Here is a 25,654-nt window from a genome sequence, read left to right on the forward strand (position 1 = left end):
CAGGAGCCTGCGGTGGAGCATATTGATCACATCCTTGTCGTCGATGACGACAGGGATATTCGTGAACTGATTGTCGATTACCTCGTGAAATCCGGCTACCACGCCTCTGGCGCGGCGAACGGTAAAGAGATGCGCGTAGTGCTCGACAAACAGCATATCGACCTGGTGGTGCTGGACGTGATGATGCCCGGTGATGATGGCCTGACGGTGTGTCGACAGCTGCGCAGCAGCAGGCATAAGGATCTGCCGATCCTGATGCTCACCGCGCGCAACGAGGACATGGACCGGATCCTGGGGCTGGAGATGGGCGCCGACGATTATGTGGTAAAACCGTTTGTGGCCCGCGAACTGCTGGCGCGTATCAAAACTATCCTGCGCCGTTTTCGTACTATGCCGCCTAATCTTCAGGTGACCGAGGCAGGGCGCCTGGTGGTGTTCGGTGAATGGCAGCTGGATACCGTGGCGCGTCATCTGATTGATAACGAGGGGATGGTTGTGGCGCTCAGCGGGGCGGAATATCGCCTTCTGCGTGTATTTCTCGATCATCCTCAACGGGTGCTGACCCGCGATCAACTGCTGAACCTGACGCAGGGACGTGATGCCGAGCTGTTTGAGCGTTCGATTGATCTCCTGGTGAGCCGCGTGCGACAGCGCCTGAATGAAGATGCCCGCTCGCCAGCCTACATTAAAACCGTTCGCAGCGAAGGCTACGTTTTTACTATGCCGGTGACCATCGTCGAGGCCAATGAATGACGCTGTGGCCCCGCACCTTACTGGCCCGGCTGCTGATCATTGTGCTGCTTGGACTCTTGCTGGCTAACGCGCTCAGCCTGACGCTGGTCATGGTTGAGCGAATGCACAGCGCGCGCACGATTATGCTGGGCAATCTTGAGAATGACGTGGCGACCAGCGTGGCCATTCTCGACCGGCTTCCGGCCAAAGAGCGGCCAGAGTGGCTGGAACGGCTCGGTCGCGGTAATTATCGTTATATCCTTGGTCCCGGCGAGGCTGGCGCTGCGCCAACGGACAAGCGCTCGCGGGATGCGATTCGCACCCTGAAAGAGACGCTTTCAGTTCAATATCCGCTCCAGTTTACGGCAGTGCCGGGGCCTGTTTCCCACATTCAGGCCCATCTGACGCTCCGCGACGGCGCACCGCTCACTATCGATCTGATCCCGCGCATGCCGCCAGTCGCCAGCTGGTTACCCGTGGTGCTGGTTCTTCAGTTGTTACTTGTCGCGCTCTGCTCCTGGATTGCCGTGCGCCAGGTTGTCCGGCCTTTCCTGCAATTCACGCGCGCGGTTGATTCCCTCGATCCTGCGGCCCATTCTCCTATGACTGAAAAAGGTCCGGTTGAGGTGCGACAGGCGGCGCAGGCTTTTAATGAGATGCAGTCGCGGATACAAACTTATCTGCGTGAACGCGCGCAGATTCTGGCGTCCATTTCTCACGATCTTCAGACGCCCATCACGCGTATGAAGCTGCGGGTCGAAATGGCGGATCAGCCCGAACTCCACGATAAGTTGTTGAGCGACCTGGATAATATGTCGCGCCTGGTACGAGAAGGTATTGCCTATGCCCGGTCATCAGAATCACTGAAAGAGACCACGCTTAAGCTGGAGCTAAACGCGTGGGTTAACAGCATCGCCAGTGATTATCAGGACATTGGTAAAAACGTGCAGTTTCATGCACGCAGTACACGTCTGCCGATCGTCACCCGCCCCCAGGCATTGCGCCGGGTAATGACCAATCTGCTGGATAATGCGCTCAAGTTTGGCCATAGCGCGGTAATAGAGATTGATGAAGATGAAAGGCAGGTAGCGATCCGCATTATGGATAACGGCCCCGGCATCCCGGAGGCAGAACTGGGGGCGGTGTTACAGCCGTTCTACCGGGTTGAAACGTCGCGCAACCGCGAAACGGGCGGCACCGGGTTAGGCCTCGCCATTGCCGCGCAGCTCACCGCCCAGCTTGACGGGAAATTGCATCTTGCAAACCGGGCAGAGGGCGGGCTGGCCGTAAGCGTGACTCTTCCGCGCGTTTAATTGTACGCCTGTGTATCTGCGCGCCGTGCGGATACGAAGGCAGACAAAATTCAGTTTTTTGCACACGGCCTGAACACATTCGCAGGGTGAAATGACCTCACTGCACCTTCGCAGCAACTGTATCGTGAGGTCGTTATGTTTCTGATAATCGCTTTTTTAGGCGGCATGATTAGCCTGCTCAGTCCGTGCACGCTTCCCGTTATTCCTCTGCTGTTCGCCGGCTTTCAGGGGCAGCGCAAACACATTCTGGCGCTTCTGGCGGGAATGATAGTGATGTTCACGTTTGTGGCGATGGTAGTAACGGTTGCCAGTGACTGGATCGCTGACGCCACCGTTATCGGTCGCTGGATTGCGCTGCTGGTACTGAGCATTGCCGCCCTGGCCCTGATCTTCCCGCAGTTCGCTCAGCGCATTGCCAGCCCGGCGGTCAGCGCTGGGAACGTTCTTAACACCCACAGCGTTCAGCGACACGGCATGTTTTCGGCTTTTCTGGCAGGGCTGGCCGTTGGACTTCTGTGGTCCCCCTGTGCAGGACCGATTCTCGGGGCGATCTTCGGCATTAACATTACTGGCCACTCGGCCATCGCAACCGGAGCGCTGTTAGCCGCTTACGGCAGTGGGTGCGCGTTGATGCTGGGGCTGCTTGTCGCGGGGGGCCGTAAGCTGATAACCCCTCTGAGAGCCAAATCCGCATTGATGGAGCGTCTGCGTCAGGGCGCAGGGGTGATGATGTTAGCCGCCGTGGCTTTCAACGCCTCAGGAATGACGTCGGTCCTGAAAGGCGCCAGCGGTATTACCGACCAGCTGGAAAACGCTCTCTTGAGCCTTGCGCAACCAACCTCCACGCAGGTGAAACTGCGACCGATCGCTGACGCAATGCCGAGCAGCCAGCTACCGACATTAAGCGGCGGTACGGGCTGGGTAAACGGTGACCCTGTCACGTCTAAGGCCTTGCGGGGGAAAGTTGTGCTTATCGATTTCTGGACCTGGGACTGTATCAACTGCCAGCATACCCTTCCGCATGTTCGAGACTGGGCGAAGAAATATGAGTCACAAGGTCTGGTGGTGATTGGCGTCCACACCCCTGAATACCCCTGGGAAAAGCCGTTATCATCGGTGAAAAACGCGGTCAACGAATGGCAGTTGCCGTACCGCGTAGTGACGGATAATAACTACAAAATCTGGAGCGCGTTCGGTAATCAGTACTGGCCAGCACATTACTATTTCGATGCGAAAGGGCAACTGCGTTACACCTCGTTTGGCGAAGGCAACTACGACAAGCAGGAGGCTGTAATTCAGCATTTGCTCAAGGAAGCGCGTTCCTGATTCGGCTTACGGAACCCGCTGAGCAACCATAAACAGGCGCGGAAAAGCCAGCAGTATCTGCCCGTTCTCCTGGAGCGGATACTGCTCTTCCAGCAGCTCGAGGTAGCGTTTCAGAAAGTTTTGCTGCTCGCTCTCGTTGAGATCCTGTAGCCACGGCCGTAACCCCGTCGCGCTGACCCAGTCAATAATCGCCTGATGAGAGCTCATCTGATGAAAGTAGGTGGTGCGCCAGATATCCACGTCGCATCCCGCGTCCGTCAGAATATCATAGTAGGCATGAATACCCGGCAGCTGCTCGCGGCCACGATCGGGGTAGCCCTGTTCCCAGGCAACTTCACGCATCAGGGCGTGCGTCGGCTCAAGCCAGTTGTCAGGCATTTGTATCGCCAGCACGCCGTTTAACTGGAGCAGTGAAACCAGATGCGGCAGAAGGTGGTAATGGTCCGGGATCCATTGCAGGGAAGCATTGGCGTAGATCAGGCTGAGAGGCTGGTCAGGTTTGTAGTGACGGATATCCGATTCAACAAAGTGGCAGTCTGGCAGGGCCTGTCGGGCTTCCTCCAGCATCGCCGGGGAGTTATCCACACCGGCTATCTGCGCTGAAGGCCAGCGTTGTTTCAGCAGCGCGGTGCTGTTGCCTGGCCCGCAGCCCAAATCCACGCCAGAGGTTATGTCAGCAAGCGGCACCCGGGCCAGTAACTCAGCGGCGGGACGTGTGCGTTCTGCGCTGTATTGTAGATATAGAGAAGGATCCCAGTCGGCCATTTTCGCATCTCCATGTTGAGGTGTTCAGCAAGAATAGCACAGGCAAATACCTGCGCAGGGGCAGGTATCCGGATAAACGTGAGATTATAAAATGCCTTTCAGGGCCACGTGATAAAGCAGCATGATGGTTTTACCGTCGACGATCTGGCCATTCTCGATGCCACGAAGCGCGTCGTCCAGCGTCATTTCCAGCACGTCGATATCTTCCCCCTCTGCTTTAACGCCGCCGCCCGCGCTGGTCCGATCCTGCGGGTGATATTCCGCCAGATAGAAGTAGAGTTTTTCGGTAACCGAGCCCGGGCTCATATAGGCCTCAAAAATTTTCTCTATGCGCGTCACCTTATACCCGGTTTCCTCTTCCGCTTCGGCCTTAATCCGGCTTTCCGGGTCAAGGTTATCGAGCAACCCGGCAGCCGCCTCAATGAGATCCTCTTCGTGACCATTGATAAACACAGGGAAACGAAACTGACGTGTAAGAATGACTGTTTTGCTGTCGCGATTATAGAGCAGGATCGTCGCGCCATTCCCGCGGTCATACACTTCACGCTCTTGCCGCTGCCAGTCACCATCGCTGCGCTGGAGGTCAAAAGTGTATTTTTTCAGGTTATACCAGTTGTCGGACAACGTTTCGCTGTTGATGATGCGTATATCTGCACGTTTTGATTGCACGTTTGGCTCTCCTCTCGTAGAGTATGCATCATAAACAGCATTTTCGTGTAATTACAATAATTATCGTGCAACATCAGGAATAATTCATGCTCACAAGCAAGCGTAAACAGTTGATTCTGGAAAAGCTGGAGGCGGAAGGCCAGGTCCAGTCAACTGCGCTCAGCCTCTTTTTCTCGGTGTCTGAGGACACTATCCGCCGGGATCTACGTGAACTGGCGGCAGAAGGGCGTTTGCAGCGTGTCCACGGCGGCGCGCTTCCGGCATCTTCAGCGATTGCGCCTTTTGCCGAGCGTCAGTCCGTTAAAATGGATGCAAAAAAACGCGTGGCACGTCGGGGCGCGCAGCTCATTTCACCGGGGCAGGTGGTGATCATTGATGGCGGGACGACCACCTCAGAACTTATTACCTTCTTGCCGCCAGATTTGCGGGTAACCGTGGTGACGCACAGCCCGGGTATTGCATTGGGGCTGGTCAACCATCCGTGCATAGAGGTGATCCTGATTGGCGGTCGTTTGTATAAACACTCCATCGTCACGGTCGGCGCGGCCGCTATTGAAGGCATCAACAATATTCATGCGGATCTGTTTTTCATGGGTGTCACCGGCGTGCATCCTGAGGCCGGGCTGACCACCGGAGATTATGAAGAAGCATGCATCAAACGTGCATTTTCCGGCAGAGCGGCGGAAACGGTGGTATTGGCCTCACCGGAAAAGATCAACACGGCCTCGGCGTTCGTGATTGGCGACCTGTCGCTGGTGAATACGCTGGTTGTTGAAAACACAACGGATGAACGCTGGATGAGCGCCATGAAAGAAAAGGGCGTTGCGGTGATCGCAAGCCAGTAAATATCCGCTTTTTTGCCAGCCTGACTGCGTGGCTGTCAAACAGACAAAGGTTATCCTTCACGCGGATTTCTAGACTAAGGCTTTCATCTGTTTAAGGAAAAGCCATGAAAGCGATCTCCATTCTGGCGTATGGCGCGGACCCAAGCGCGCAACGCCTGGCAACATCCGCCATTCAGCAGGCCGTAAATAGTGCTCAACAGAACGATGTCATCGTTATTCCGCAAGGCCGTTTTCTGACCGGAGCGTTGTTTCTGAAAAGCGGTGTTTCACTTCGCCTGGACGCTGGCGCACAGCTCGTTGGAAGCCAGGATCTGGCTGATTATCCCCTGATAAATACCCGGGTAGCCGGCATTGATATGCGTTGGCCGGCAGGCATTATTAATATCATCGATTGTGAAAACGTCAGCATTACCGGTACAGGCACGATAGACGGGCAGGGTGCAATTTGGTGGCAACGCTACTGGGGCGATGACGAGCGCAGCGGCATGGTCGGCGATTACAGCGCAAGAGGATTGCGCTGGGTTGTTGATTATGACTGTCAGCGCCCGCGCAATATCCTGGTCTTTGAAAGCCAGAGTATTCTGCTGCGTGATTTTACCAGTCGGGAGTCCGGATTCTGGAACATGCACCTCTGTTATTCGCGCCATATCGCGGTTGAGGGCGTGCAAATCAGCAATTCTGCGGGGCCGAGCACCGACGGGATTGACGTCGACTCCTGCGAACAGGTGCGGATTGAACGCTGCATTGTGTCCTGCAATGACGACAATATCTGCATCAAATCAGGACGAGGACGCGAAGCGGCGCAAAAAGCTCGTGCCGCGCGGGATATAGTGATTCGAGGATGTACGCTGAATAAGGGATCCGGGATCACACTGGGGAGTGAAACTTCAGGTGGCATTGAACGCGTCCTGATAGAAGATAACGCGTTTAACGGAACGGGCGTCGGGTTTCGCATTAAATCTGCTCGCAACCGGGGTGGATTTATCCGTGATATCACCGTACAAAATCTACGGCTTACGGACGTGCGTTTTCCGGTGCTGATCCAGTTGAACTGGTTTCCGCAGTATAGCTATGGCGACCAGAGCAATTTATCTGATAAACCAGAACACTGGCGCAAACTGGCTGAAGGTGTTGAGGGCGAAGCCGGTCTTACTGCGGTCAGCGGACTGACGATTAAAAAAATGACGGCGCGTCGATCAGACAGCAAATGCTTTTCGCGGGCATTTTTCATCGAGGGATATCCGGAGCGTCCTGTGGTCGGGTTAACGCTGGAGGGGATTTTGATTGACGCGTCAGAGTTCGGGAAAATTTCTGGTGTGGATGGGCTGCGCTTTAAGGATGTACAGGTGACTGCCGTGGAGATCACGCAAGACCGTAACGACAGTTATGAACGTTGATGGCACAGAACAGAGGGACATGATGCGCGGAATGAGCAGAACAAGGATGGGTCTGAACTGGCTGGATTTACTCGCATTCAATCTAAGTGCGCATAATGTGTTGAACATGTTAAATGACTGCACGAAGTGCTGGCATTTAGCCTTCTGCAATGAACTGCCAGACGTTGTTACTTGTTTTCTGGCATAGAAAATCACTGCAACAGCGGAATTACAGATACATCCTGAATGTTCGTTTTTTCTTATTAATAGATAGCATTGTGAAATGCCGGTTATTTTATGACTATTTTATAGCATCATCAACAGGTTGTAGCAACACAGTTTATGTCGGGATTTCTGTTTTCCCACTGAAGTATGAGCCAGCGCAGGTAATGAACATAAACCTGTACATCACCATCAATCATGTAGCAATTACGCTGAATCTTTTTCGTGAGAGGCCAGAACAACACTGTGCCATAAGGGGTTTCAGACAGGATTACTTTCATATTCCCGTTAAGAACAACTTCATAATTAATTTGATTGTTTTTTAATTCATCTTCAGCCTCCATTAATATCTCATCTCGAATTTTATTTATTTTATGATAATGCCCGGAAGGAATCTTCATGGCAGCGCGTCGTAATCCGGCTTCCCTGGCATTTTCTTCTGTGCTGATAAATGCCACCGTGTCAGCAGAATAAATGCGCCGATGTGAATAATCTTTATCCAGCTCAAACTCTCCCGGATTATCCTTCCATTTGTTGTAGCCATGCAATTTTGGAAGGTCATTGCAGAAGTTCTGAAAGTTATGCCATCGCTCGCATACAGTGACACCTTTGTAGCCTTTAAAATACTGCTTTCCTTTGGTTGTCATGTAGCACCTTGCCAGCATGTTATGCCAGAGTATGAATGCTCTCGTTCTTTGGTGTGTTCGGGTGTTTTCAATAGTTGAATGACATCCATTACCAATATATCCGACGCCGTAATATTTTGGTGTCATCAGTAACTTTTGTCGTTCTTCCTCCGATGATGGAAAAGCTTCGTCTGATACAGAACCAGTTTTAATATGCGAGCCATAGGCTTCCTTGATGATGCCACTGTCTTTGAATTCCACGACATAATAGCCTCGCCTTGATTTATCATCAGAGCGACCAAGAATGGCGCATTCTCCATTATGTCGGGTTCTGAATGTTGCACCGGGAAACAATACGTCATGAGTATAATTTTGATGAAAGCAATTATTACGGATACCTTTTTTGTAGCGGGGCATGATATTTCTCCTGCGTGATTTAACTGAAAGGGAAGGGAGCAAAAAAGAATCGGGGCGGGTCCTTCTTTTTCGATTTACCTTCAGTCAGGCACTCATGCCGGAGAGATGGATTATATTTATGTAATCACTTCAAAAAAATAAAATATAAAATTTTTCAAACAATGAATTGTGACAGATGATGGTACAAACCGTCAGGCGCGCTGCGTGGCATCATTAATACGGCACATACAAATACGTCAGGTTGCAGCCGGATGCGCTCAGATGGCTGTAAAGATGCAATAAACAGGGCGGAACAGGGGGGGGTGCCAGTGTGAGAGGGCGCATATGCCTGACAATTGCAGGGCTGTTTATTTATACAGTACCTGGTATTTTGCTTACATCGTGACCGCTGACTGCCTGTATGCGGTTTTGGGGTGATTTTGCCCTTGGTCATGGTTTTGCATTGCCACTGACTCTGGCGTTGCGCATGGTGCATTACAGGGAGCGCACTCAGGGTCAGGACTGCGCCGGAATCACCCGACAGGGTGGGGGGAATAAAAAAATAAATATAACCGTTTTACAGATTTAAATATTCGTGCTACCATCGCCAAATCGCCAACCGGGGTTAATTCTTTTATATATCTGTTCTGTTGTTCTCTTATATAGACTTACTGTTTAATTGTTATTATCGGTTTTCTGTACTTATCTGCATCTGTCTTTGATGTTTCAATATTATCCCAATATTAAGCCCTCCGCAGGAGAGCCATGCGGCTTGAGCTGACAATAATAAGAACAGAAAAATAAGAATCCCCACAGAAGTGAGGACTCATCAGATAGCTATCAGTAATCTACTTTGTCAAAGTCTATCCTGAAGTTATCTCCCGCTGTATCCGCATTATGCATTTCCTTGCTGTTTCTTAATGCCCGCAACTCTTTAAGAATTTCCTTTTGAATATCAGCCTGAGTAAATAACACCGTTTTCAGTTCATAGTCCGTAATGCTTCTGACTATCCAGGCAATACAGATAACAGTGATGATGATTTTCGCCGTATCGAAACTGATGAAAACATAACTCTGAATTATCGAATACCATATCGGGTTGTCAGTTCCGATTAGATAGAACCATGTCATCACGGTCAGAATTATGTTAATGGGGTTCTAGGGATTTTCCGTCCAAAAACGACAAAGTGCTCTGGAGGCCCCGCCGTCTGTGGCCTCCAGAGGGGTATTACTTTTTTCGAGATCCCTATTTGGGCTCTGTTTGAGTAAGATTTAGTCTTTTTGGGCTAAATCCATGGCATTCGAAGAACGTGTCCAAATCTTGTCCGAGGCAGAACAAGATGAGTTATATGGACCCCCCGCTTTCACCTCCGCCGACCAACGCTTCTTTTTCTCGCTGAACGATAAGGAACTGGCGATCGCTAAAAGCCTCCGTCATCGGGGCCAGCGTTACATGCTGGTGGTACTGCTGGGCTATTTCAAAGCCAAGCCGGTGGTGCTGAATCCCGGCTTTCATCAGATCAAGCAGGACCTCAAATACGTTTATCAAACCGTTCTACCAGGCCCAGGCTGTAGACCCTTTAATCTCACGCCAAAAGAGAACGAACGGATTTACCAACGTGTTTTCCAGCTCTGCAACTACCAGCGCTGGAATGTCAAAGACCATGGAGCGGCGTTGAGAGATTACTTATCCCAGCAAGCCAGAGCCTGGACAGCGCCTAGGCACCTCTTCGATGCGGCCAATGAATATTGTTCGGGGCAGAAGATCGCAATCCCTGCCTACAGCACGCTGCAAAAGATCATCAGTCAGGTGGTGGGAGACGAACAGGAACACATGGCCGCGCACCTTGAGCGTGCAATGTCACGCGGTCTTAAGCAAGCACTGGCGGAGCTCGTGAACGGCACAGGTCCACTGCCGTTCCGACAGTTGCGACAATCGGCTCGTAACTTCACCGGAACCGAGTTGGAGAAAGAACTGATTGTCTATCGCCATATCCAGCATTGGATGCCGGAAGTGGATCTGCTGTTGAGCACGCTATCACTGTCGCAGAAAAATCTGCAACACCTGGCAGAGAAAGTCGACTACTACGGTGCCAAACTGAAACGTCAAACCGTAGGCAGCCAATGGCTGTATTTATTGTGCTATCTTCAAACGCGATGGCAGCAAGCGCTGGAACGTATTGCCGATGGCTTTGTGCATCATGTCAGACAGACCAAACAGAAGGCAAAGGATTATGCGCAGGAAGCGGTGTTTAAGGATTGGCAAAAAGCAGCTAAAAATGTCAGCAAGGCAGCTGAAGTACTGCACCTGTTCATTGATGACAGCATTGATCTGCAACTACCGTTTGCAACAGTAAGACAGCAAGCACTGAGCCTGCTGACCAAAAGGGATCTGGAATCTGTATGTCTCTTCCTGAACGAGCAGCGACGATCGGTCGATGAAGCCATGTGGCAGTACTGCGACGAGAAAGAAAGTCTGCGGAAAGGTTTGCTGCGAGAGTTGTTCCTATGTCTGCGCTTCGAAGGCTGCGACGGCACCCAGCACTTAGCGGCCGCCTTGGCGAAAACACAAAACGAACTCAACGGCCAGGACGCTCAGTTGCAAACTGCCGACACCAGACTCCTTTCCAAAAAATCACGTGAATTCCTGCTGGATGGTGAAGGGAATATCCTGATCGATCGTTATGAGTGGTTCCTCTATCAACAGATTCCTGATCGCCTGAATGGCCAGCTGACGCTGCCTGATATCACTAAATACCGGGCACTCGACGCCGACCTGATCGACGGGGAACATTGGCGAAAAAACAAATATACGCTGCTTCAACAGAGCCATTTTACAAAATTAGCGGAGGAGCCTGAAAAGCTGATCAAACAGATGGCCATGGAATTGGATACCCGTTTGTACGAAGTCGGCGAATATCTTGAACAGGAAGACAACCGGAATATCATCTTGCGTAATCCGCAGGGTAAACGCTTCTGGCGCCTGCCTTCGGCCAGCAAACATCATCTGGTCAACAATCCCTTCTTCCAGCAAATTCCCACAACGGGGATTGCGGATGTACTGCGCATGGTTGATCGTGACACCGGTTTCATTGACTGCTTCGCTCATGTGCTGGGTTCCCAATCCAGAAGCCGTTCCCATGAATATGACCTGTTGGCAATTCTGGTCGGCAATGCAACCAATCAAGGCATTTACGGCATGGCACAGATCTCTGATCGTACCTATGATCAGCTCAGCACTATCCAGGCGAACTATCTTCGCCTGGAAACATTGAATGCTGCTAACGACAACATCAATAACGCGACAGCCAAGCTACCCATCTTCCGGTACTACAACATCCAGGAAGATGTGATCCACGCCAGTGCCGATGGTCAAAAGTTCGAAGCCCGGCGCGAGACCTTCAAAACCCGTTATTCGTCGAAGTACTTTGGCACTCAAAAAGGTGTTTCTGCCATGACCTTGATCGCCAATCACGCTGCGATCAACGCCAGAGTGATCGGCGCCAACGAACATGAATCGCACTACATCTTTGATTTGTTGATGAGCAATACGTCAGACATCATTCCGGATGTGCTCTCAACCGATACCCATGGGGTGAACCATGTGAACTTCGCGTTACTGGATCTGTTCGGATACCAGTTTGCCCCACGCTATGCCCAGGTTGGCAAAGTGATCAATGACATGTTTGATGTCAAGGAAGACAAAGAACACCGAATTCAGCTGTGCTTAAAAAAGCCAATCAATACCCATCGTATTGCGCAGCACTGGGATACCATCCAACGGATTGCAGTATCACTTAAGCAGCGGAAAACAACGCAAGCCACCTTGGTGAGAAAGCTCTCGGAGTACAAGCGCAATCACCCGCTGCTGGAAGCCCTGACGGAATACAATCGCCTGGTGAAAGCGAATTATCTACTGTGCTACATCGATGATGCCAGTTTAAGAAACTATGTTCAGCGCGCGCTGAACCGGGGAGAGGCCTATCACCAACTGCGTCGGGCCGTGAGCAGCGTCAATGGGGATCAGTTCCGGGGCAGTTCAGACGAAGAAATCCAGCTATGGAATGAGTGCGCTCGCCTGGTCACCAATGCCATCGTTTACTTCAACTCCAGGATACTCAGCCAGCTGTTGACCAGCTTCGAATACCAAGGAGATACCAAGAGAATAGATATCGTCAAACAGGCATCCCCTGTGGCCTGGCACAACATTAACCTCAAGGGGACTTACCACTTCGAATTGAGCGAAAAATTGCCAGATCTGGAGGAGCTTATGCGCTCAATCGAGGGATATTTACCCGTCAGCGAAAAGTAATACCCCTCTGGAGGCCACGGACGGCGCGGCCTCCAGAGCACTTTGTCGTTTTTGGACGGAAAATCCCTAGAACCCCTTAATGGTGAGCGTCAACTTTGACAGGTATTTTGTTAAAAATGAAGAATTCATTTCCTTTCTTGCTTTCCTTATTGGTTTTTCACGTCAAGATTAATTATTGTTGATGCATTTTTCGAAGGTGAGGGGAGCCGAATGCCACTCAACCTATTAATGATGGATTCGCAGAATACAATGTCATTATCTTTCTGACTTGCATCAAATGCAGATATGCCACCATAACCGTCTGCGAATATCCTGGCATGACACACCGCATCATTAGCACCATCGATTCCGGAAATGGCTTTTGATAATGCATCCGTAATTATTTTAGTGTCATGCACTAATTCCTTCTTGCTTCGTCCATCCTGAGTGGCGAATGAGTATTCTTTCTTTACAGTTTCATCACAATATAATGCTGCACTTTCAGGTGAGTACATTCTCAGTTCCAGCCAGCTTGAGCTTGCACTCGAACCGGCGCTATTCACCCATGTCATTAACATGCTTTCTTTTTTGACTACCCTGACGACGTACACATCCGTAGTATTCGGACCACCCGCTATGGTTGAGCAGATTTTATGAAACTCAATGCCTCTCTTCGTGAGTGATGAGGCAGGATTGAATGTACAATTCTCATTCAGATATCCACCACATTTTGATGGTGCCATTGATATATATTCAGGGCCGAACTTGGCTGGCATTGACGTTCCAAGGGAAACCTCCCAGCCTAATTCTTTTTTCCTTTTCTCCAGCACTGTTGATTTAACGCCCATAACATTGATGCGAGCAAATCCAGTGCGGAGTGACATTCCGGAAGCTGTTTGCGTAACACCGTCAGCCCAGACAATATCTGAGTTTGACTGCCAGTCCCACGACAAGCCGTGACCAGCATCCGGCATTGCTGAATAAACAAAATCACCCAACTCAAAACTGGGCTTTCCCGAAAGAGATTCGGGGGAAATATCTTCAGCGGATATAGCGTAAGGCGGGAGCGTCGCAACCATAACAGATAACAGTATTAATCGTTTCATTTGAATCAGTTCCTGAAGCGAACATTCAGAACACTCAACAAGCCCAGTGAAGGCCGCAAGACATTTCAACCGTTAGGCGAACCAACCAGACTCAGCACATCCATATTCTGCGAGAACAAGGATGCCCACAAATCACTGGATTCTGCCTGAATCCATGTTGGTGCGCATAATGTATATTATGTTAAATTCGGTGAGTTTATTCTTTAGTTCATGAGTTCCTCTCTTTCAGGAGCTTACCGATGAATCAGTCGGTTGCCTAAACTGACGAGCTTCATACCATGGGTATTCCGGCAGCGGTTAGTACGCTCGGGGTGATTGTCAGTTTCACCATTCCGCAACTGTGGCTGGGGTATGGCGTACTTACCGCGCTCGGCCAGCCAGCAGAGCGCGTTTTCGTGTGGGTTGTGCTGATCGCCCTGCTCTTTGCCGGCATCAACGGAGTGACGATGTTTATGATTGGCAAAGGTAGCATGCGCGCCGTGCGGTTACATCTTACGCTGGCGGTGCTAAGCCTGGTATTAACGGCAGCCTATCTGCTGGCTGCGCTGAGCGGTACTTCTTCTCCGGGCGTCAGCCTGACCGCGGCACTGGTAAGTATTGTCATGCTTGGGCTTAGCGGCAGCTGTATCCTCTCTACCGCTTTCTATAAGATGCTGCTATTTACTTTGCATAACAGAGTCTGGCGCAAGCTTATCAGCCAGACGGGCTGAACATTCATTCCATAAAATCCCGCCGCTACTGAGGAAGCCTGAGAAACAGTGTCCGTTCCTGAGTCTGCGATGCTTTAAAACCATGGTGGATATAAAACGCTTTGGCGTCCTCAGTGAGTGCATGAACCATGATCGCCCGCACCCCAATATTCTCTGCTACCCGATAACAGCGTAAAACCGCATCCTGGAGTAAATCGGCTCCCAACCCATTTCCGCGTATTGAGACATCGACAGCCAGACGGGCAAGAATAATCACGGGAATGGGATCCGGCATGTTACGCCGCAAATTACCTGTCGCTTCCGTATGGTTAACGCTGCCGGTAGCCAGAGAGTAAAATCCCGTGACCTGCTTTGTGCCCGTTTTACAAACGACAAACGTTCGGGCTGCGCCAAGCGCCTGGTTTTTCAGACCTCTTTGTTTTAACCATTCGTCAAGCACGGCCTCTCCACTGACGAACTCCGCCAGTTGATGGACGCTGGATAAGGGCTCTGGGGGGGTTACACGTCCCACTGAGGTTTCCTTGCCAGCAGTTTTTCTATGGCAGGATCGTCGGCGACCGGGGCATCAAGCATATCAATGAACTCTGCATACTGTTCATCGTTAAAATTGAATACACGCCGATCGAGGATCACATTTTCGGCTGCCTGACAGGCCATCTCCAGAATGAAGTCAGTACGTGATTTATGGAGGATCTCTGCGGCGGCATCGATAAGCGCCCGCTGGGATTCTTTGGCTCTAAGATTGAGTTGAACATCTGATTTCATGGGTATACCTCTTGTATAGCAATTGCTTTACAAGCATAGCATAAGCGGCGCGTATAGCAATCGCTATACAGGTCCCTTAATCATGTCTGACTTCTTCACTCTGCATATCGCAAGAATTTGCTCTCTCAGCCAGCGGTGCGCGGGATCGCGTTCCATTCTTGGGTGCCACATCTGTGATACCGTAATTAGACGGCTTTTGAACGGCAGCTCGAAAACCTGTACCTGGTCCGTTACCTGCTGATTGAGTAAATAGAGAGCGGGTATCATGGCGATAAGATCCGATGCCACCGCCACGGACAGCGCCGTCGGAAATCCCGGTACGACGCTCGCGATTTTACGTTTTGTTCCGAGTTCGGCCAGCGCATCGTCAACGGATCCGTGCAGTGCACCCTCGGGTGACGCTACCACATGGCCCCAGGCGACATAATCCTTCACCCCTATTTCTGCCTGCTTAGCCAGCGGATGCCCCTTACGCACGACGCCCACAAACCGATCCTCAAACAGTCGTTGCAGCCGTATTTCAGGCCCCATATTACTCTGGACGCCAATCTCCAGATCAACCAGCCCTTCCCGAAGATAGCGCGACGTTTTTTCCGGCTTAGGCGCAAAGCGTATACAGACGTCCGGCGCGGCGTCGGCCACAGCCGCTATAAGCGCAGGCCCAAACGCCACCACAAAACCATCGTTTGCCCTGATGGTAAAAAGTCGCGCCAGGCTTCGCGCGCTGAACGTTTCAGTTGAGGGCTGTAATACCGCCCTGGCCTCGTGCACTGCACGCCTGGCATGGTCCCGGGTCGCTTCGGCCCACGGGGTCAGTACCATGTTACGTCCGGCGCGCACCAGAATCGGGTCGCCAGTGACGTCGCGTAACCTGCTTAATGTCCGGCTCATTGCCGAGGTGCTGAGGTTCAGACGACGTGCCGCGCCTGCCACGCTCGCTTCGCTCAGCAATATGTCGAGTGCTATCAACAAATTAAAATCGGGTTCGGACATCTCCTTCCTCCCTGCATATTCAGATAAGGCGTTTCATGCAACGATAAAGTGTAAATAGTGCGCCTTCCGCCCTGCAAAAGCCATCTTTATAGTTTTGTCATCCACACACTCTTCTCTAAGGACAACAAGATGATGCTTTTTTCCAGCCAACCCGGCGACGATGGACTGCCTGGCCCGACGCGCGCACGGGTGATGGCCGCGATAATGACCACCACGTTAATGGGCGTGTTTGATGGCACCATGATCAACATTGCCCTGCCCTCCATGGCTCAGGAGATGCAGGTGCCAGCCAGTTATGCCGTCTGGTTCGCCAACGGGTATCTGCTGGCGGCTGCAATGACGCTGGCGATATTCGCGGCGCTTGCGGCCCGCCTGGGTTATCGCCCCGTATTTCTGGCAGGCCTGACGACCTTTACCCTGACATCGCTGGGTTGCGCGCTGGCGAAAACGCCCGAAGTGCTTATCGGTATGCGCGTGCTTCAGGGGATCGGCGGCGCAGCGACGCTGAGTATTGCTCCCGCGATACTGCGGTCCGTATTTCCCGAACGATTGCTTGGCCGCATTCTGGGTTTGCACGCCCTGCTCATCGCCTCCAGCTCCGCTATCGGCCCGGTATTGGGCGGTACGATCCTTCACACCCTGAGCTGGCAATGGCTTTTTGCGATAAACGTTCTTCCCGGCACCCTCGCCTTGCTGCTGGCGGTCAAAGCGCTGCCGCGGGATGCGGTTCGAAAGCAAGCGCCCTTTGACACCCTGGGCGCCATATTGTCGGCGCTGCTGTTGGGTTCGACGATCGTGGCGGCGAACAGCCTCCAGGATGCTACTTATCACACAGGTAGTCTTTGCTGGACGGTTCTCGCTGCGCTGAGCGGCATGGCTTTTATCTGGCAGATCCGCCGCACGGATAACCCCTTACTGCCGCCAGCCATATTCAAAAATGAACGTTTTACCCTCGCGGCCTTAACGTCGATGATTGCTTTTGTCAGCCAGGGTATCACCTTTATTGCGCTGCCCTTCCTGTTTCAGAGCGAATACGGCTACAGTCCGGTGATTTCTGCCCTGCTATTTACGCCGTGGCCGCTCGGGATCGTGCTGATTGCGCCGCATGCAGGCCGGTGGGCGGACACGATTTCAGCCCCGGTGATTTCAACCCTGGGGCTGATGATTTTTGTCGTCGGTTTGATTCTGCTGGCAACGTTACCCGCCAGCCCTTCGATGTGGGATATCTGCCTGCGAAGCCTGGTTTGCGGGATGGGATTTGGCTGCTTTCAGAGTCCCAATAACCGGGAAATGCTCTCAAACGTTAGTCGTGACTATGCGAGCTATGCATCCGGTGTGTTATCCATTATGCGCACGTTCGGGCAGTGTCTGGGGGCCGCCGCTGTGGGCGTACTGCTGGCGACAAATGAGAGAGCAATTCATGCTGCACTGTGGATCGCTGCGGCGGCTTCTGCGGTAGCGGTCATCGTCAGCGCGAGCCGACTGCGTAAAATCACTCATCCTGCGGAAACAGGTTGAGCGAGCAAAAGCTCCCGGGTCGCATCTTCAAAATTAGGGCGCGGCCCGTACACCACTTTTACATGCTGTAATTCATTAATGATTTCATTACTGATGTCGTGACCATAAACCACTGTAGAGGCGCTATCTTTATTGAAAACGACCGAATAGTGATGATCTATTCTGTATTTTTCAACGGTATCAGATATGACTCGCTGGCTTATATGCCGCAGGCGACCCTGCTCTGCCCGCAGTTGCGTGTTTTTACTCATATCATCGATCGCTTTCATTTCACGGCGCAAGGGTTCTGGCAGAGCGTAATATTTTTTCTCAACTTCAAGCGCGGATTTTTTAGCTAATGCGAGAAGTATTTCGTTCTGCTTTTTTTCCTGTGCCAGTAACGGTGATTCACGCAGGATCCGCTTGTAAGAAATACATGCAACCCCTTTTTGTCCGGCGTGAGGCTTAAGGTGACCGTTAAAAGAATATAATCCTACAAGACACACAAAAATTAACAGAATGAATGAAAAGCGTGGCTCAGACCGTTTAGTAATCATTGTCAGTTCCACCGAATAAATAGGGTCGCAGAGGAAATGTACACGACAGAAACACATAACGGTAGCGCAGAGGTGTACAAAAATAAACCGCAGCGCTACCCCCTGTCATGATCAAAGGTATCAATTATATTTAAGGGTGATTGTCCCAGTGGCATTTGCTTGCCCTGGCGTGACAACGTCACTGGTTTTGTAATACCACGCTTTAAAACGTAAGGTTTCAGACTCTCCGGCCCCGCCTGTATTTGCCGGATCGCTATAGGTGGTTGCGGAGCCGATATCAGCAAGCGCGGTACCATCGGCAGCCAGCCCACTGCCTTGTGATGCGGCTTTTACACGACTGGAATTAAAAGCTTGTACCTCCTGACCAATGGCCCAGTAGGTAAAACTGCGTAGCGCCGGTTGATAGGCTGATATCACGACCCCCACACCGGTCGCCGTCGTACCCGATTCAGACTGGTCTAAAGCAATCACTGAACCATCATCGTTGTCGCCCTCGGCAAGCGGCCCGTTGATGGTCAAGGTCACGTTGGTGCCTGGCTGACAGCTCAGACCAACATCCTGTTCGGGTCCTTCCACCATCTTAAGATTATCAAACGCAGAGGTATCCACATCGCCCATATTAAACAGCAGGGAAGAAACGGATGCTGAGCATCCCATCGCATAGACTTCTATCTGTGTATTTGACAAATAGACTTCTGACGCATTATCACCGTTATCCGAACTGCTTTGCCCTTCACGAAATTCCACCGTCGCCAGTTTGCCGCTCTCGAGGGCCAGATTACCGCCCGGGATTGTACCCCCCGTCGCAATCAACTGCACACGATAGGCCGAGCCCGTCAGCGTATGGCTGCTCTCGCCATCGCCGGACTGCCATGAGTTATCAACCGCACGTTCATAATCATACGGACCGGCCTGGTTAAGCGTGTAGGTCTTAATGCCGATACCCGGTATCGTGGTCGGGTAGATATTATCTCCCACCGGCGACGCCGACGCTAAATGAGTCGGGTTATAATGAAATCCTACGTAATAATCCCTGCTACAGTTTTTAATCGTGACATCCCCATCCGTCCCGCTGATATATCCAGAATCGTATAACACTTCGCCAAAGGTATAATTTTTCGCACTGACCAACAGTTTCGAGGGTAATGGGATCGTCGTAACGGTAACATCATCGCCGTTATCCCGGTTACAGGCTGCATGACTTAATAGTGGGACTGGCCCCAGCAATAACACCAGATAATATAAATATTTTGACATGAAATTAGTCTGCTCACTTAAGCTCAGTTATAAACAACATTCAATGTAATCGCACTGCTGAATGCACCCGGTGTTGGGGTCCCATGTGGGGTATACATTCGGGCAGTAAAAGTCATCGCGCCGGTTTGGTTTTCGAGCGCAACCGGGTAGCTCACGCCGTTGGCCAGCGCGACACCGCTGATGGGATGTTCGTGATCACGGATAAACAACTGAAGGCCGACATCGGTCGCGCCGCCTGCATCTGCCGCCACCTGATTGGCGTAAATGACAGAAGCATAAGCCGGATCTTCAGCGTAAGGTGCGCCTGTAAAGGTAACCGTTGCCTGGCTTAACCCTGCGGTGCAGCTGTCAAACGCGATGGTCACTGGCACATTTCCTGTGTTCCCCCCCGCTACGGCAAAGTCTTTCCAGTAATATTTCCCGAGGTCGACTGCCTCCGGTTTGGTGACGTTACATGAGCCATCAATAATGTTTCCGGTGACATGGAACTCAATATCATTGCGATCGGTGTACGCCATTGCCGGCGACACGCTCAGCATGAATACCATTCCCGGGCCGATGAGCGATTTAAGGCCGGAACGGAGAATAATGAAGCGTGACATTAATTTGCTCCCGATACGGGATGGCAAACCCCGTTGATGAATAAAATATCGGCCTCTGTTTTTGCGCCGGCAAGTGTGTAATCAACGGCGCACTGCTTGTTCGCCGCCTCCCCCCACTTAACAATTAACCACCCTTTCCCGGCGAGCCCGACGAGATACACTTCCCCGCCGTCGCCAACAATACTGCTGCGCGTGTCATCCGACTCGCCGCTGGTTTGTGTTACTACTGCGCCAAACGGCACCGGTTTACCGTTGTAGGTCAGCGTCATCATCGCCTTTTGTCCAATCCAGGTGTTGTACTTCACGCGTACTACCGCCCCTTTGGTCGGCACCACGGTTTTGGCGATGTTATCAATGGCCGCAGAAGTATCGCTGGAATCCACTGTGTTGAGTGAGATCGAATTGCTGTGATACGGACGAACGTACGGCACAATGGCGTTACCGAAATAATCGGTATGAACGTTCGTCTGCCCGTTGATCGGCATACCGGAAACACCCGGTGTTTCAACCAGCGCTACGCTATCGTTCAGCTGACGCGCCAGGGTGATACCGTCGCGATGCAGCACCATGCCCCCGCGCAGGCTGTAATTCACTCGTCGGCTGTAATCGTCGTAGCTATAGCCTGCGGACATATCGGCATAAGTACTTTGATAACCCACAGTGACATTGCCGTTAGTAGCTTCAGAATCGGCGTTATAGCCTTCTGAAACCTGCCAGTTCAGCTGGTTTTCCTGCATCGCGGTACCGGAAATTCCGATGTTGTGCGTGGTATCGCCGTTTTTACTACTGTTCATCGAATAGTTAGCCGAAACAGACCGGGCCGCTTCACTGTGGCTGAAGGCGCTGAACGGTACGCTCAGGTTAAGCGAGAAGACGTTATCGTCGTCGTAGTTATCGGAATCGTTATTGTAACCGCCATTGACGTTTTTAGAGTGGGCATAGTTCAGCGAGTACGACACCGGTCCAAGCGTGCTGCTGAAGCCCAGGTTCATGGAGTCCGCATGTTCACTGTTCCAGTAAGAGGCGTCGTACATGCTCAGTGACAGGGTGCCGAAAGGCAACGTCTGTGAGATTGTCACATCAAAACGGTTTCGCTCCCGGCCATTATCAATAGTGCTATTGCCCGGATCCCAGTCATTGAGGAAGTCCTGAAACGAAAGATAACCCCGGGTTGAAAATTTATAACCGGCGACGGCAATATCGGTGTTGGTCTGCTGAAGCGTCTTACTGTAGCGCACGCGATACGACTGGCCGCTATGGTGTTCCTGTTGTCGCATGTTGTCCGGCTGCGGGATATCTGCCCACGACTGGGAAATATCAAATGAGAGCGCTCCGGCGCTGCCCATATTAAAACCGGTTCCGGCAATCAGGTTGGAATAATTGTCTTCCGCCTGAATATAGCCGCCGTAAAGCGTGATCCCTTTTCCGACGCCCCAGGCCGCTGATCCCTGAATAAAGTTAAAATCCTCTGCACGTGAACCCGACCCGTCCTGACGGGTTTTGCCCGCCACCAGGCCATACTGCACCTGACCTTCACGTTGCAATACCGGCAGCGTGGCGTAAGGCACAATAAAGCTACTTTGCGTACCGTCGGACTCTTTGATCACCACCTGTAGATCGCCGGAGCTGCCGGTCGGATACATATCGCTGAATTCAAACGGCCCCGGCGGCACGGTAGCCTTATAAATGCTGTGACCGTTCTGGTATACCGTCACTTCGGCATTGCTGCGGGCTATACCGCGTATAACAGGGGCGAAGCCTTGCATGCTGTCCGGCTTCATATCGTTATCCGAGTACATCTGCACCCCGGTGAAACCGACGCTATCAAAAATGCCGCCGCGCGTGGTTCCTTGTCCCAGTACCAGCTGGCTTTTAAGAGATTTAATATCCCGTGAGGCGTAGGTATACACGGAATCCCAGTCATTTTCGGATTCGGAATGGGTATAGGTGGAATAGTTGCGAAAGCGCCAGGCGCCTACGTTCAGCCCCGGTTGCAGGCTAAGAAACTGATTACTGCTGTCGGTGCCGTTGCGTTGATGCAGATCCTGTTGACCTGAGACGCTGTAATTAAGTAAACCCGCCGTGATCCCTTCATCCCAGCGCTCCGGTGAAACATAACCCCTTGCGGTGTTAAATAAAGCAACCTGCGGCAGGATCAGGTCGAAACGCTGCTGCGCCAGATCGATTTTTTCGTCCGCGCCGGGGATGGTATACAGATCCACACATTCGCTGGCTTTTTCCTGTTCGCCAAAATAGTTATCGACACGAACGTTCCAGGCTTTCAGCTGAGTGACGTTTAAGCATGCCCCTGTGCGGTCTGACGTAGGGGCACTTTTCAACCGTCGAAAAGAGAGGGTTTTACTGTCTACCAGATTGCCGTTGATAAAAATGTCGACGTTATAGTCCCCGGGCGGCACCTCATCTTTGGCAAACAGACTGAGATCCATTGCTGGCACTTCTGCGCTGTCTGTTTCCAAAAGATGAGGGTTGAAATGTTCCTGCGCACGAGCGCTGAAAGAACTAAAGACAACACTGAGCCCGAGCCCTAAAGAAAGGACGTAGGTTTGTTTCACTTTTTCCATTGTAACCCTGTATCCGTGCGGGAGACTTACGGTGTCGATTAATATGAGGTGACTTTGTCCGGGCCTTTCACGCCATAATCATTAATAAGCGACCAGGTTACTTTGCCGTGAGGTGACATAACACCTTCAGAAATACTCAACGTGGAGAATGGCGCGACAAAATACTGTCCGCTTAACGCCTGGTGATTAATTTCAATTCGTGAGAAGTTCATATAAAAAGGTGTCGGGTTATTGACCTGTAAACCCTTCGCGGTCAGGTTCCACTTAAGCTTTTCCGCACTGGATTCTGGCGTCTGCCCCTGTAATGCTGCCGGACGGTAGATCAGCTTAATCTTTGAGTTGATGGCAATTTGCATCGTATTTTTACCTTCACTACCGTCGGTAGCGGGGATCCCTTTCACGTTCAGCCATAACAGCGATTCACGATCTTCCGGAACAGGTAAACCTGAACGCACAATACGAATTGACGCTTTTTTCCCGGCTTCCAGACGGAATAGCGGTGGCGTAATAATCATATTTTCTTTTTTTAACGGGCTGCCTTTAGCCGGGCTAATCCACGACTGTACCAGGTTGGTAACCTTGTCAGAGTTTTCAACGGACAAAGAGGCGGCCTGGCGGGAGCCGTCAAAAATAACCCGCGTACTCCCGGTAACAATACTGGCGGACGCGTTCAGGCTGGCGGCGCTGGCCACGCAAAAAATAACAGCGGCGATGGGTTTCATAATGCACTCACAAACTAAAAAGGAGGGTTTCCCCTCCTGCGGAATCAGTTATAACGGACGTTGTAGGTAATAACAGCGTTAACATCGCCGGCAACGGCCTGCCCGGTGGCAATCATCTGCGCGGTATAGGTTTGACTCGCTGTGCCATCGGTGAAAGTAATAGGATCGTTATCTGCATTATTTTTGACGATGGTACCATTTGAGCCGCCCTGCTTGAGCTGAACGGCCACGTTGGTTGCCGCACCCAGCGTAGCAGTGTTTGCAAAATAGGATGGATCGGCTGCAACAGCATCAACAGGGCCTGAGAAGACAATATTTGCAGTCGTGCTGGTTGGGCAGTTATTCAGGTCGAACACAAACTGTTTTGGCGCGCCAAGGTCGCCTTTTGTAGCGAGGTCGGTTGCCGCCGTTGAGCCCAGTTCAACGGTCGCATTTGCCGTGCCGCCATCAACGGCAATATCACAACCCTGATCGAGCACCGTTCCATTAAATGTGATAGTGTTAGAAGCCGTCGCCGCGCTCGCGCCACAGAAAGTCAGAATAAGCGTCGCACCAATTTTAGTCAGTTTCATTCGTTGATATCCCAATAGAAATAATAAATATCTTCATTTTTATTCCTGCCAGGACGAGACAATAACAAAGTAGCTCCACTGAGCTCACAATGAATAATGCACCGTTTGTGACAAGGCAAATATAAACCCTCAGGCAGGAATTAGATTCGCAACATCAATAAACGACATCAGCAAACCCGAAGTAAGGTTACAAGAAAGTTACGGAGTTTCGTAAAATAAAGTAATTTAATTTTAGACAACCTTTTGTTATGGCCTGGATTGGCATTTTGTTAGCATTCGCGCTGTTTTTTCTGAGCAATAACGCCACCGGCAGTGTTGCTAGCAGCATATCCAGACTGACATATTTGAGCGAATGAGAACAATAGGCATGATCAACAAAAAAAACATGATCGCATTAACCCTTTGTGGCCTGATGATGGCAAGTGGCAGTGCGCTGGCGGGCCTTCCTTCTGGTGACAGCGACAATAATATTAATACCAACCCAGAGAACGATGCGGGGACTCAGGGCACGGGCGGCGTAGTCCATTTTACCGGTAAGATTACCGATGCATCCTGTAATATCACCACCGACTCAGCAGGGCAAACCGTTGAATTAGGCACCTGGGCTGCAAGCTACTTTGCCACCCAAAAAGAGACCACGCGCACGCCTTTCCAGATTTCAGTTGAAGGTTGCCCGGATTCCGTTAAAACCGTTGCCGTGTTGTTTGATGGTAACAAAGATGCGAATGATAATACCCTGCTGGGTTTAAATTCCTCCGTGGACAGCGATGGCAATACGGCGACTGGCGTTGCCGTTAAACTCTATGAAAGCGACCGTAACACGCAGATTAAAATTGGTGATATTTCTCAGAGTATCGACCTTGCCGAAGGGGAAGATTCAAAAACACTCAATTTCTACGCCAATTATAATGCCACCAACGATGTCGTCAGCACCGGAGAAGCCGACGCAGATGCCAATTTCCTGATGGTTTATAACTGATCGACTGATGATAAGCAGAGCTTGCTCTGCTTATCTTTTACCTCTACGGGGATCTGAAAATGAAGAAACTCACCGCGGCCCTGTTCTTTTATTCGCTCGGCATGAGTCTGTCAGCACACGCGGGGGTTGTGATGGGCGGTACGCGTGTTGTTTACCTTGAGGGGCAAAGAGAAGTGGCATTTTCCATTACCAATATGGAAAAAGAAACCCCTTATCTTATTCAGTCGTGGATTGAAAATATTGACAGTAAGAATAAAACCGCTCCGCCCTTTATCGTGACGCCTACGTTATTTCGTTTAGATGCGGAACAGAAAAACTCGCTGCGCATCAATTATCTTGGAACGCCATTACCCACTGACCGGGAATCTGTTTTTTGGCTTAACATCAAAAATATTGCCCCGAGCAAAAAAGCAAACAGCAACAAATTGCAGATTAACGTGAAGTCAAAATTCAAGTTATTTTTCCGTCCCGCAGAGTTGAAAGGCAATGCCGAACTTGCCTACAAAAAATTAAAATTTACCTGTCGTAATAATACGCTTAGCGCACATAACCCCTCGCCCTGGTTTGTATCGTTTTACAAGGTCAGCGTTGGGAACACCGACGTTGAAATGCCGGGAATGATTGACCCCTTCTCCGATCGTCAATGGCACATTCCCTGCTCGGGGACCATTCGCTGGCAGGCGATCAACGATTACGGCGGGCTGACGAGAGTCGCCACGCAATCCTGACGCTGTGACAACACGCCTTTGGC

At 51.2% G+C, this 25,654-nt stretch carries 23 protein-coding genes; 10 read left to right on the forward strand and 13 right to left on the reverse strand.

The genetic code is table 11. From position 1 onward, the window contains the following. Positions 1–12 precede the first annotated feature (12 nt). From ACQG11_RS20920 to ACQG11_RS20930, 3 genes are all read left to right on the forward strand, one after another. Complete coding sequence (locus tag ACQG11_RS20920; protein WP_023300109.1) at positions 13–753, forward strand: response regulator; 741 nt, start codon at positions 13–15, stop codon at positions 751–753. Further along, the gene (locus ACQG11_RS20925; protein WP_271074743.1) at positions 750–2,045 is read left to right on the forward strand and encodes an ATP-binding protein; all 1,296 of its coding nucleotides are present in this window, start codon (positions 750–752) and stop codon (positions 2,043–2,045) included. The genes ACQG11_RS20920 and ACQG11_RS20925 overlap by 4 nt, the downstream gene beginning before the upstream one ends. A 135-nt stretch (positions 2,046–2,180) precedes the next feature. Continuing rightward, complete coding sequence (locus ACQG11_RS20930; protein ID WP_023300111.1) at positions 2,181–3,371, forward strand: cytochrome c biogenesis protein/redoxin; 1,191 nt, start codon at positions 2,181–2,183, stop codon at positions 3,369–3,371. A 6-nt stretch (positions 3,372–3,377) separates the two neighbouring features. On the opposite strand, the gene tam is transcribed toward ACQG11_RS20930, so the two are convergent. Together tam and ACQG11_RS20940 are read right to left on the reverse strand one after the other, a co-directional pair. Next, entirely contained in the window at positions 3,378–4,136 is a 759-nt protein-coding gene (tam, locus tag ACQG11_RS20935) for a trans-aconitate 2-methyltransferase (RefSeq protein WP_032624253.1), read from the reverse strand. An 84-nt stretch (positions 4,137–4,220) separates the two neighbouring features. Beyond that, complete coding sequence (locus ACQG11_RS20940; RefSeq protein ID WP_058676643.1) at positions 4,221–4,805, reverse strand: NUDIX domain-containing protein; 585 nt, start codon at positions 4,803–4,805, stop codon at positions 4,221–4,223. An 86-nt stretch (positions 4,806–4,891) separates the two neighbouring features. Between ACQG11_RS20940 and ACQG11_RS20945 the strand changes: the two genes are divergently transcribed. Continuing rightward, positions 4,892–5,650 (forward strand): DeoR/GlpR family DNA-binding transcription regulator, encoded by a 759-nt coding sequence (locus ACQG11_RS20945; RefSeq protein ID WP_426728746.1) that lies wholly within the window; start codon positions 4,892–4,894, stop codon positions 5,648–5,650. 104 nt (positions 5,651–5,754) lie between these two features. Further along, positions 5,755–7,047 (forward strand): glycoside hydrolase family 28 protein, encoded by a 1,293-nt coding sequence (locus tag ACQG11_RS20950; protein WP_426728747.1) that lies wholly within the window; start codon positions 5,755–5,757, stop codon positions 7,045–7,047. Positions 7,048–7,343: 296 nt separating this feature from the next. Here the strand turns inward: ACQG11_RS20950 and ACQG11_RS20955 are convergent, their stop codons facing one another. Then, positions 7,344–8,291, reverse strand: a complete 948-nt coding sequence (locus ACQG11_RS20955) for a hypothetical protein (protein ID WP_426728748.1) — start codon at positions 8,289–8,291, stop codon at positions 7,344–7,346. Positions 8,292–9,564: 1,273 nt separating this feature from the next. Between ACQG11_RS20955 and ACQG11_RS20960 the strand changes: the two genes are divergently transcribed. Further along, the gene (locus tag ACQG11_RS20960) at positions 9,565–12,582 is read left to right on the forward strand and encodes a Tn3-like element IS3000 family transposase (RefSeq protein WP_004199413.1); all 3,018 of its coding nucleotides are present in this window, start codon (positions 9,565–9,567) and stop codon (positions 12,580–12,582) included. A 146-nt stretch (positions 12,583–12,728) separates the two neighbouring features. Here the strand turns inward: ACQG11_RS20960 and ACQG11_RS20965 are convergent, their stop codons facing one another. Further along, the gene (locus ACQG11_RS20965) at positions 12,729–13,667 is read right to left on the reverse strand and encodes a hypothetical protein (protein ID WP_023337308.1); all 939 of its coding nucleotides are present in this window, start codon (positions 13,665–13,667) and stop codon (positions 12,729–12,731) included. A gap of 278 nt (positions 13,668–13,945) precedes the next feature. On the opposite strand from ACQG11_RS20965, the gene ACQG11_RS20970 reads away from it, so the two are divergent. Next, on the forward strand, positions 13,946–14,377 hold the full coding sequence (locus tag ACQG11_RS20970; protein WP_317579057.1) for a hypothetical protein: 432 nt from the start codon (positions 13,946–13,948) through the stop codon (positions 14,375–14,377). A 25-nt stretch (positions 14,378–14,402) separates the two neighbouring features. Here the strand turns inward: ACQG11_RS20970 and ACQG11_RS20975 are convergent, their stop codons facing one another. The 3 genes from ACQG11_RS20975 to ACQG11_RS20985 all read right to left on the reverse strand — a co-directional run bounded on the left by ACQG11_RS20975 (position 14,403) and on the right by ACQG11_RS20985 (position 16,135). After that, positions 14,403–14,888 carry a GNAT family N-acetyltransferase gene (locus ACQG11_RS20975; RefSeq protein WP_426728749.1) on the reverse strand — a complete coding sequence of 162 codons (486 nt, stop codon included), beginning with the start codon at positions 14,886–14,888 and terminating at the stop codon, positions 14,403–14,405. Further along, positions 14,876–15,142, reverse strand: coding sequence for a DUF1778 domain-containing protein (locus ACQG11_RS20980; RefSeq protein ID WP_003857131.1), 267 nt, complete (start codon positions 15,140–15,142; stop codon positions 14,876–14,878). The genes ACQG11_RS20975 and ACQG11_RS20980 overlap by 13 nt, the downstream gene beginning before the upstream one ends. A gap of 63 nt (positions 15,143–15,205) precedes the next feature. Next, complete coding sequence (locus ACQG11_RS20985; RefSeq protein ID WP_063148893.1) at positions 15,206–16,135, reverse strand: LysR family transcriptional regulator; 930 nt, start codon at positions 16,133–16,135, stop codon at positions 15,206–15,208. Between the two features lie 129 nt (positions 16,136–16,264). Here ACQG11_RS20985 and ACQG11_RS20990 point away from each other — a divergent pair, with 129 nt between their 5' ends. Continuing rightward, a complete protein-coding gene (locus ACQG11_RS20990) occupies positions 16,265–17,653 on the forward strand; it encodes an MFS transporter (RefSeq protein WP_063148894.1) in 1,389 nt (462 codons plus the stop codon). On the opposite strand, the gene ACQG11_RS20995 is transcribed toward ACQG11_RS20990, so the two are convergent. The 6 genes from ACQG11_RS20995 to ACQG11_RS21020 form a co-directional block, all read right to left on the reverse strand. After that, a complete protein-coding gene (locus tag ACQG11_RS20995) occupies positions 17,632–18,189 on the reverse strand; it encodes a hypothetical protein (protein WP_426728750.1) in 558 nt (185 codons plus the stop codon). The genes ACQG11_RS20990 and ACQG11_RS20995 overlap by 22 nt on opposite strands. A 120-nt stretch (positions 18,190–18,309) precedes the next feature. Continuing rightward, the gene (locus tag ACQG11_RS21000; protein ID WP_426728751.1) at positions 18,310–19,446 is read right to left on the reverse strand and encodes a type 1 fimbrial protein; all 1,137 of its coding nucleotides are present in this window, start codon (positions 19,444–19,446) and stop codon (positions 18,310–18,312) included. Between the two features lie 23 nt (positions 19,447–19,469). Beyond that, positions 19,470–20,048, reverse strand: a complete 579-nt coding sequence (locus ACQG11_RS21005) for a fimbrial protein (RefSeq protein WP_022648146.1) — start codon at positions 20,046–20,048, stop codon at positions 19,470–19,472. Further along, positions 20,048–22,630, reverse strand: coding sequence for a fimbria/pilus outer membrane usher protein (locus tag ACQG11_RS21010; RefSeq protein ID WP_426728752.1), 2,583 nt, complete (start codon positions 22,628–22,630; stop codon positions 20,048–20,050). The genes ACQG11_RS21005 and ACQG11_RS21010 overlap by 1 nt, the downstream gene beginning before the upstream one ends. Positions 22,631–22,668: 38 nt before the next feature. Continuing rightward, positions 22,669–23,352: a fimbria/pilus periplasmic chaperone gene (locus ACQG11_RS21015; protein WP_022648148.1), complete on the reverse strand. Its 684-nt coding sequence runs from the start codon at positions 23,350–23,352 to the stop codon at positions 22,669–22,671. Positions 23,353–23,396: 44 nt separating this feature from the next. Next, positions 23,397–23,924 (reverse strand): fimbrial protein, encoded by a 528-nt coding sequence (locus ACQG11_RS21020; RefSeq protein ID WP_426728753.1) that lies wholly within the window; start codon positions 23,922–23,924, stop codon positions 23,397–23,399. A gap of 367 nt (positions 23,925–24,291) precedes the next feature. Between ACQG11_RS21020 and ACQG11_RS21025 the strand changes: the two genes are divergently transcribed. Further along, a complete protein-coding gene (locus ACQG11_RS21025; RefSeq protein WP_063853491.1) occupies positions 24,292–24,903 on the forward strand; it encodes a fimbrial protein in 612 nt (203 codons plus the stop codon). Positions 24,904–24,962: 59 nt separating this feature from the next. Next, positions 24,963–25,631: a fimbrial biogenesis chaperone gene (locus tag ACQG11_RS21030; RefSeq protein WP_426728754.1), complete on the forward strand. Its 669-nt coding sequence runs from the start codon at positions 24,963–24,965 to the stop codon at positions 25,629–25,631. The last annotated feature ends 23 nt before the right edge of the window (positions 25,632–25,654 follow it).

The sequence above is a fragment of the Enterobacter cloacae complex sp. 372C4 genome (genome assembly GCF_050030615.1).
Lineage (GTDB): Bacteria > Pseudomonadota > Gammaproteobacteria > Enterobacterales > Enterobacteriaceae > Enterobacter > Enterobacter intestinihominis.

Bases quoted from the DNA above. Each gene is read 5' to 3' on its own strand.
- ACQG11_RS20925 (WP_271074743.1), top strand. From the start codon at position 750: ATGACGCTGTGGCCCCGCACCTTACTGGCCCGGCTGCTGATCATTGTG.
- ACQG11_RS20930 (WP_023300111.1), top strand. From the start codon at position 2,181: ATGTTTCTGATAATCGCTTTTTTAGGCGGCATGATTAGCCTGCTCAGT.
- tam (WP_032624253.1), bottom strand. From the start codon at position 4,136: ATGGCCGACTGGGATCCTTCTCTATATCTACAATACAGCGCAGAACGC.
- ACQG11_RS20945 (WP_426728746.1), top strand. From the start codon at position 4,892: ATGCTCACAAGCAAGCGTAAACAGTTGATTCTGGAAAAGCTGGAGGCG.
- ACQG11_RS20950 (WP_426728747.1), top strand. From the start codon at position 5,755: ATGAAAGCGATCTCCATTCTGGCGTATGGCGCGGACCCAAGCGCGCAA.
- ACQG11_RS20955 (WP_426728748.1), bottom strand. From the start codon at position 8,291: ATGCCCCGCTACAAAAAAGGTATCCGTAATAATTGCTTTCATCAAAAT.
- ACQG11_RS20960 (WP_004199413.1), top strand. From the start codon at position 9,565: ATGGCATTCGAAGAACGTGTCCAAATCTTGTCCGAGGCAGAACAAGAT.
- ACQG11_RS20965 (WP_023337308.1), bottom strand. From the start codon at position 13,667: ATGAAACGATTAATACTGTTATCTGTTATGGTTGCGACGCTCCCGCCT.
- ACQG11_RS20970 (WP_317579057.1), top strand. From the start codon at position 13,946: ATGGGTATTCCGGCAGCGGTTAGTACGCTCGGGGTGATTGTCAGTTTC.
- ACQG11_RS20980 (WP_003857131.1), bottom strand. From the start codon at position 15,142: ATGAAATCAGATGTTCAACTCAATCTTAGAGCCAAAGAATCCCAGCGG.
- ACQG11_RS20985 (WP_063148893.1), bottom strand. From the start codon at position 16,135: ATGTCCGAACCCGATTTTAATTTGTTGATAGCACTCGACATATTGCTG.
- ACQG11_RS20990 (WP_063148894.1), top strand. From the start codon at position 16,265: ATGATGCTTTTTTCCAGCCAACCCGGCGACGATGGACTGCCTGGCCCG.
- ACQG11_RS20995 (WP_426728750.1), bottom strand. From the start codon at position 18,189: ATGATTACTAAACGGTCTGAGCCACGCTTTTCATTCATTCTGTTAATT.
- ACQG11_RS21000 (WP_426728751.1), bottom strand. From the start codon at position 19,446: ATGTCAAAATATTTATATTATCTGGTGTTATTGCTGGGGCCAGTCCCA.
- ACQG11_RS21005 (WP_022648146.1), bottom strand. From the start codon at position 20,048: ATGTCACGCTTCATTATTCTCCGTTCCGGCCTTAAATCGCTCATCGGC.
- ACQG11_RS21010 (WP_426728752.1), bottom strand. From the start codon at position 22,630: ATGGAAAAAGTGAAACAAACCTACGTCCTTTCTTTAGGGCTCGGGCTC.
- ACQG11_RS21015 (WP_022648148.1), bottom strand. From the start codon at position 23,352: ATGAAACCCATCGCCGCTGTTATTTTTTGCGTGGCCAGCGCCGCCAGC.
- ACQG11_RS21020 (WP_426728753.1), bottom strand. From the start codon at position 23,924: ATGAAACTGACTAAAATTGGTGCGACGCTTATTCTGACTTTCTGTGGC.
- ACQG11_RS21025 (WP_063853491.1), top strand. From the start codon at position 24,292: ATGATCAACAAAAAAAACATGATCGCATTAACCCTTTGTGGCCTGATG.
- ACQG11_RS21030 (WP_426728754.1), top strand. From the start codon at position 24,963: ATGAAGAAACTCACCGCGGCCCTGTTCTTTTATTCGCTCGGCATGAGT.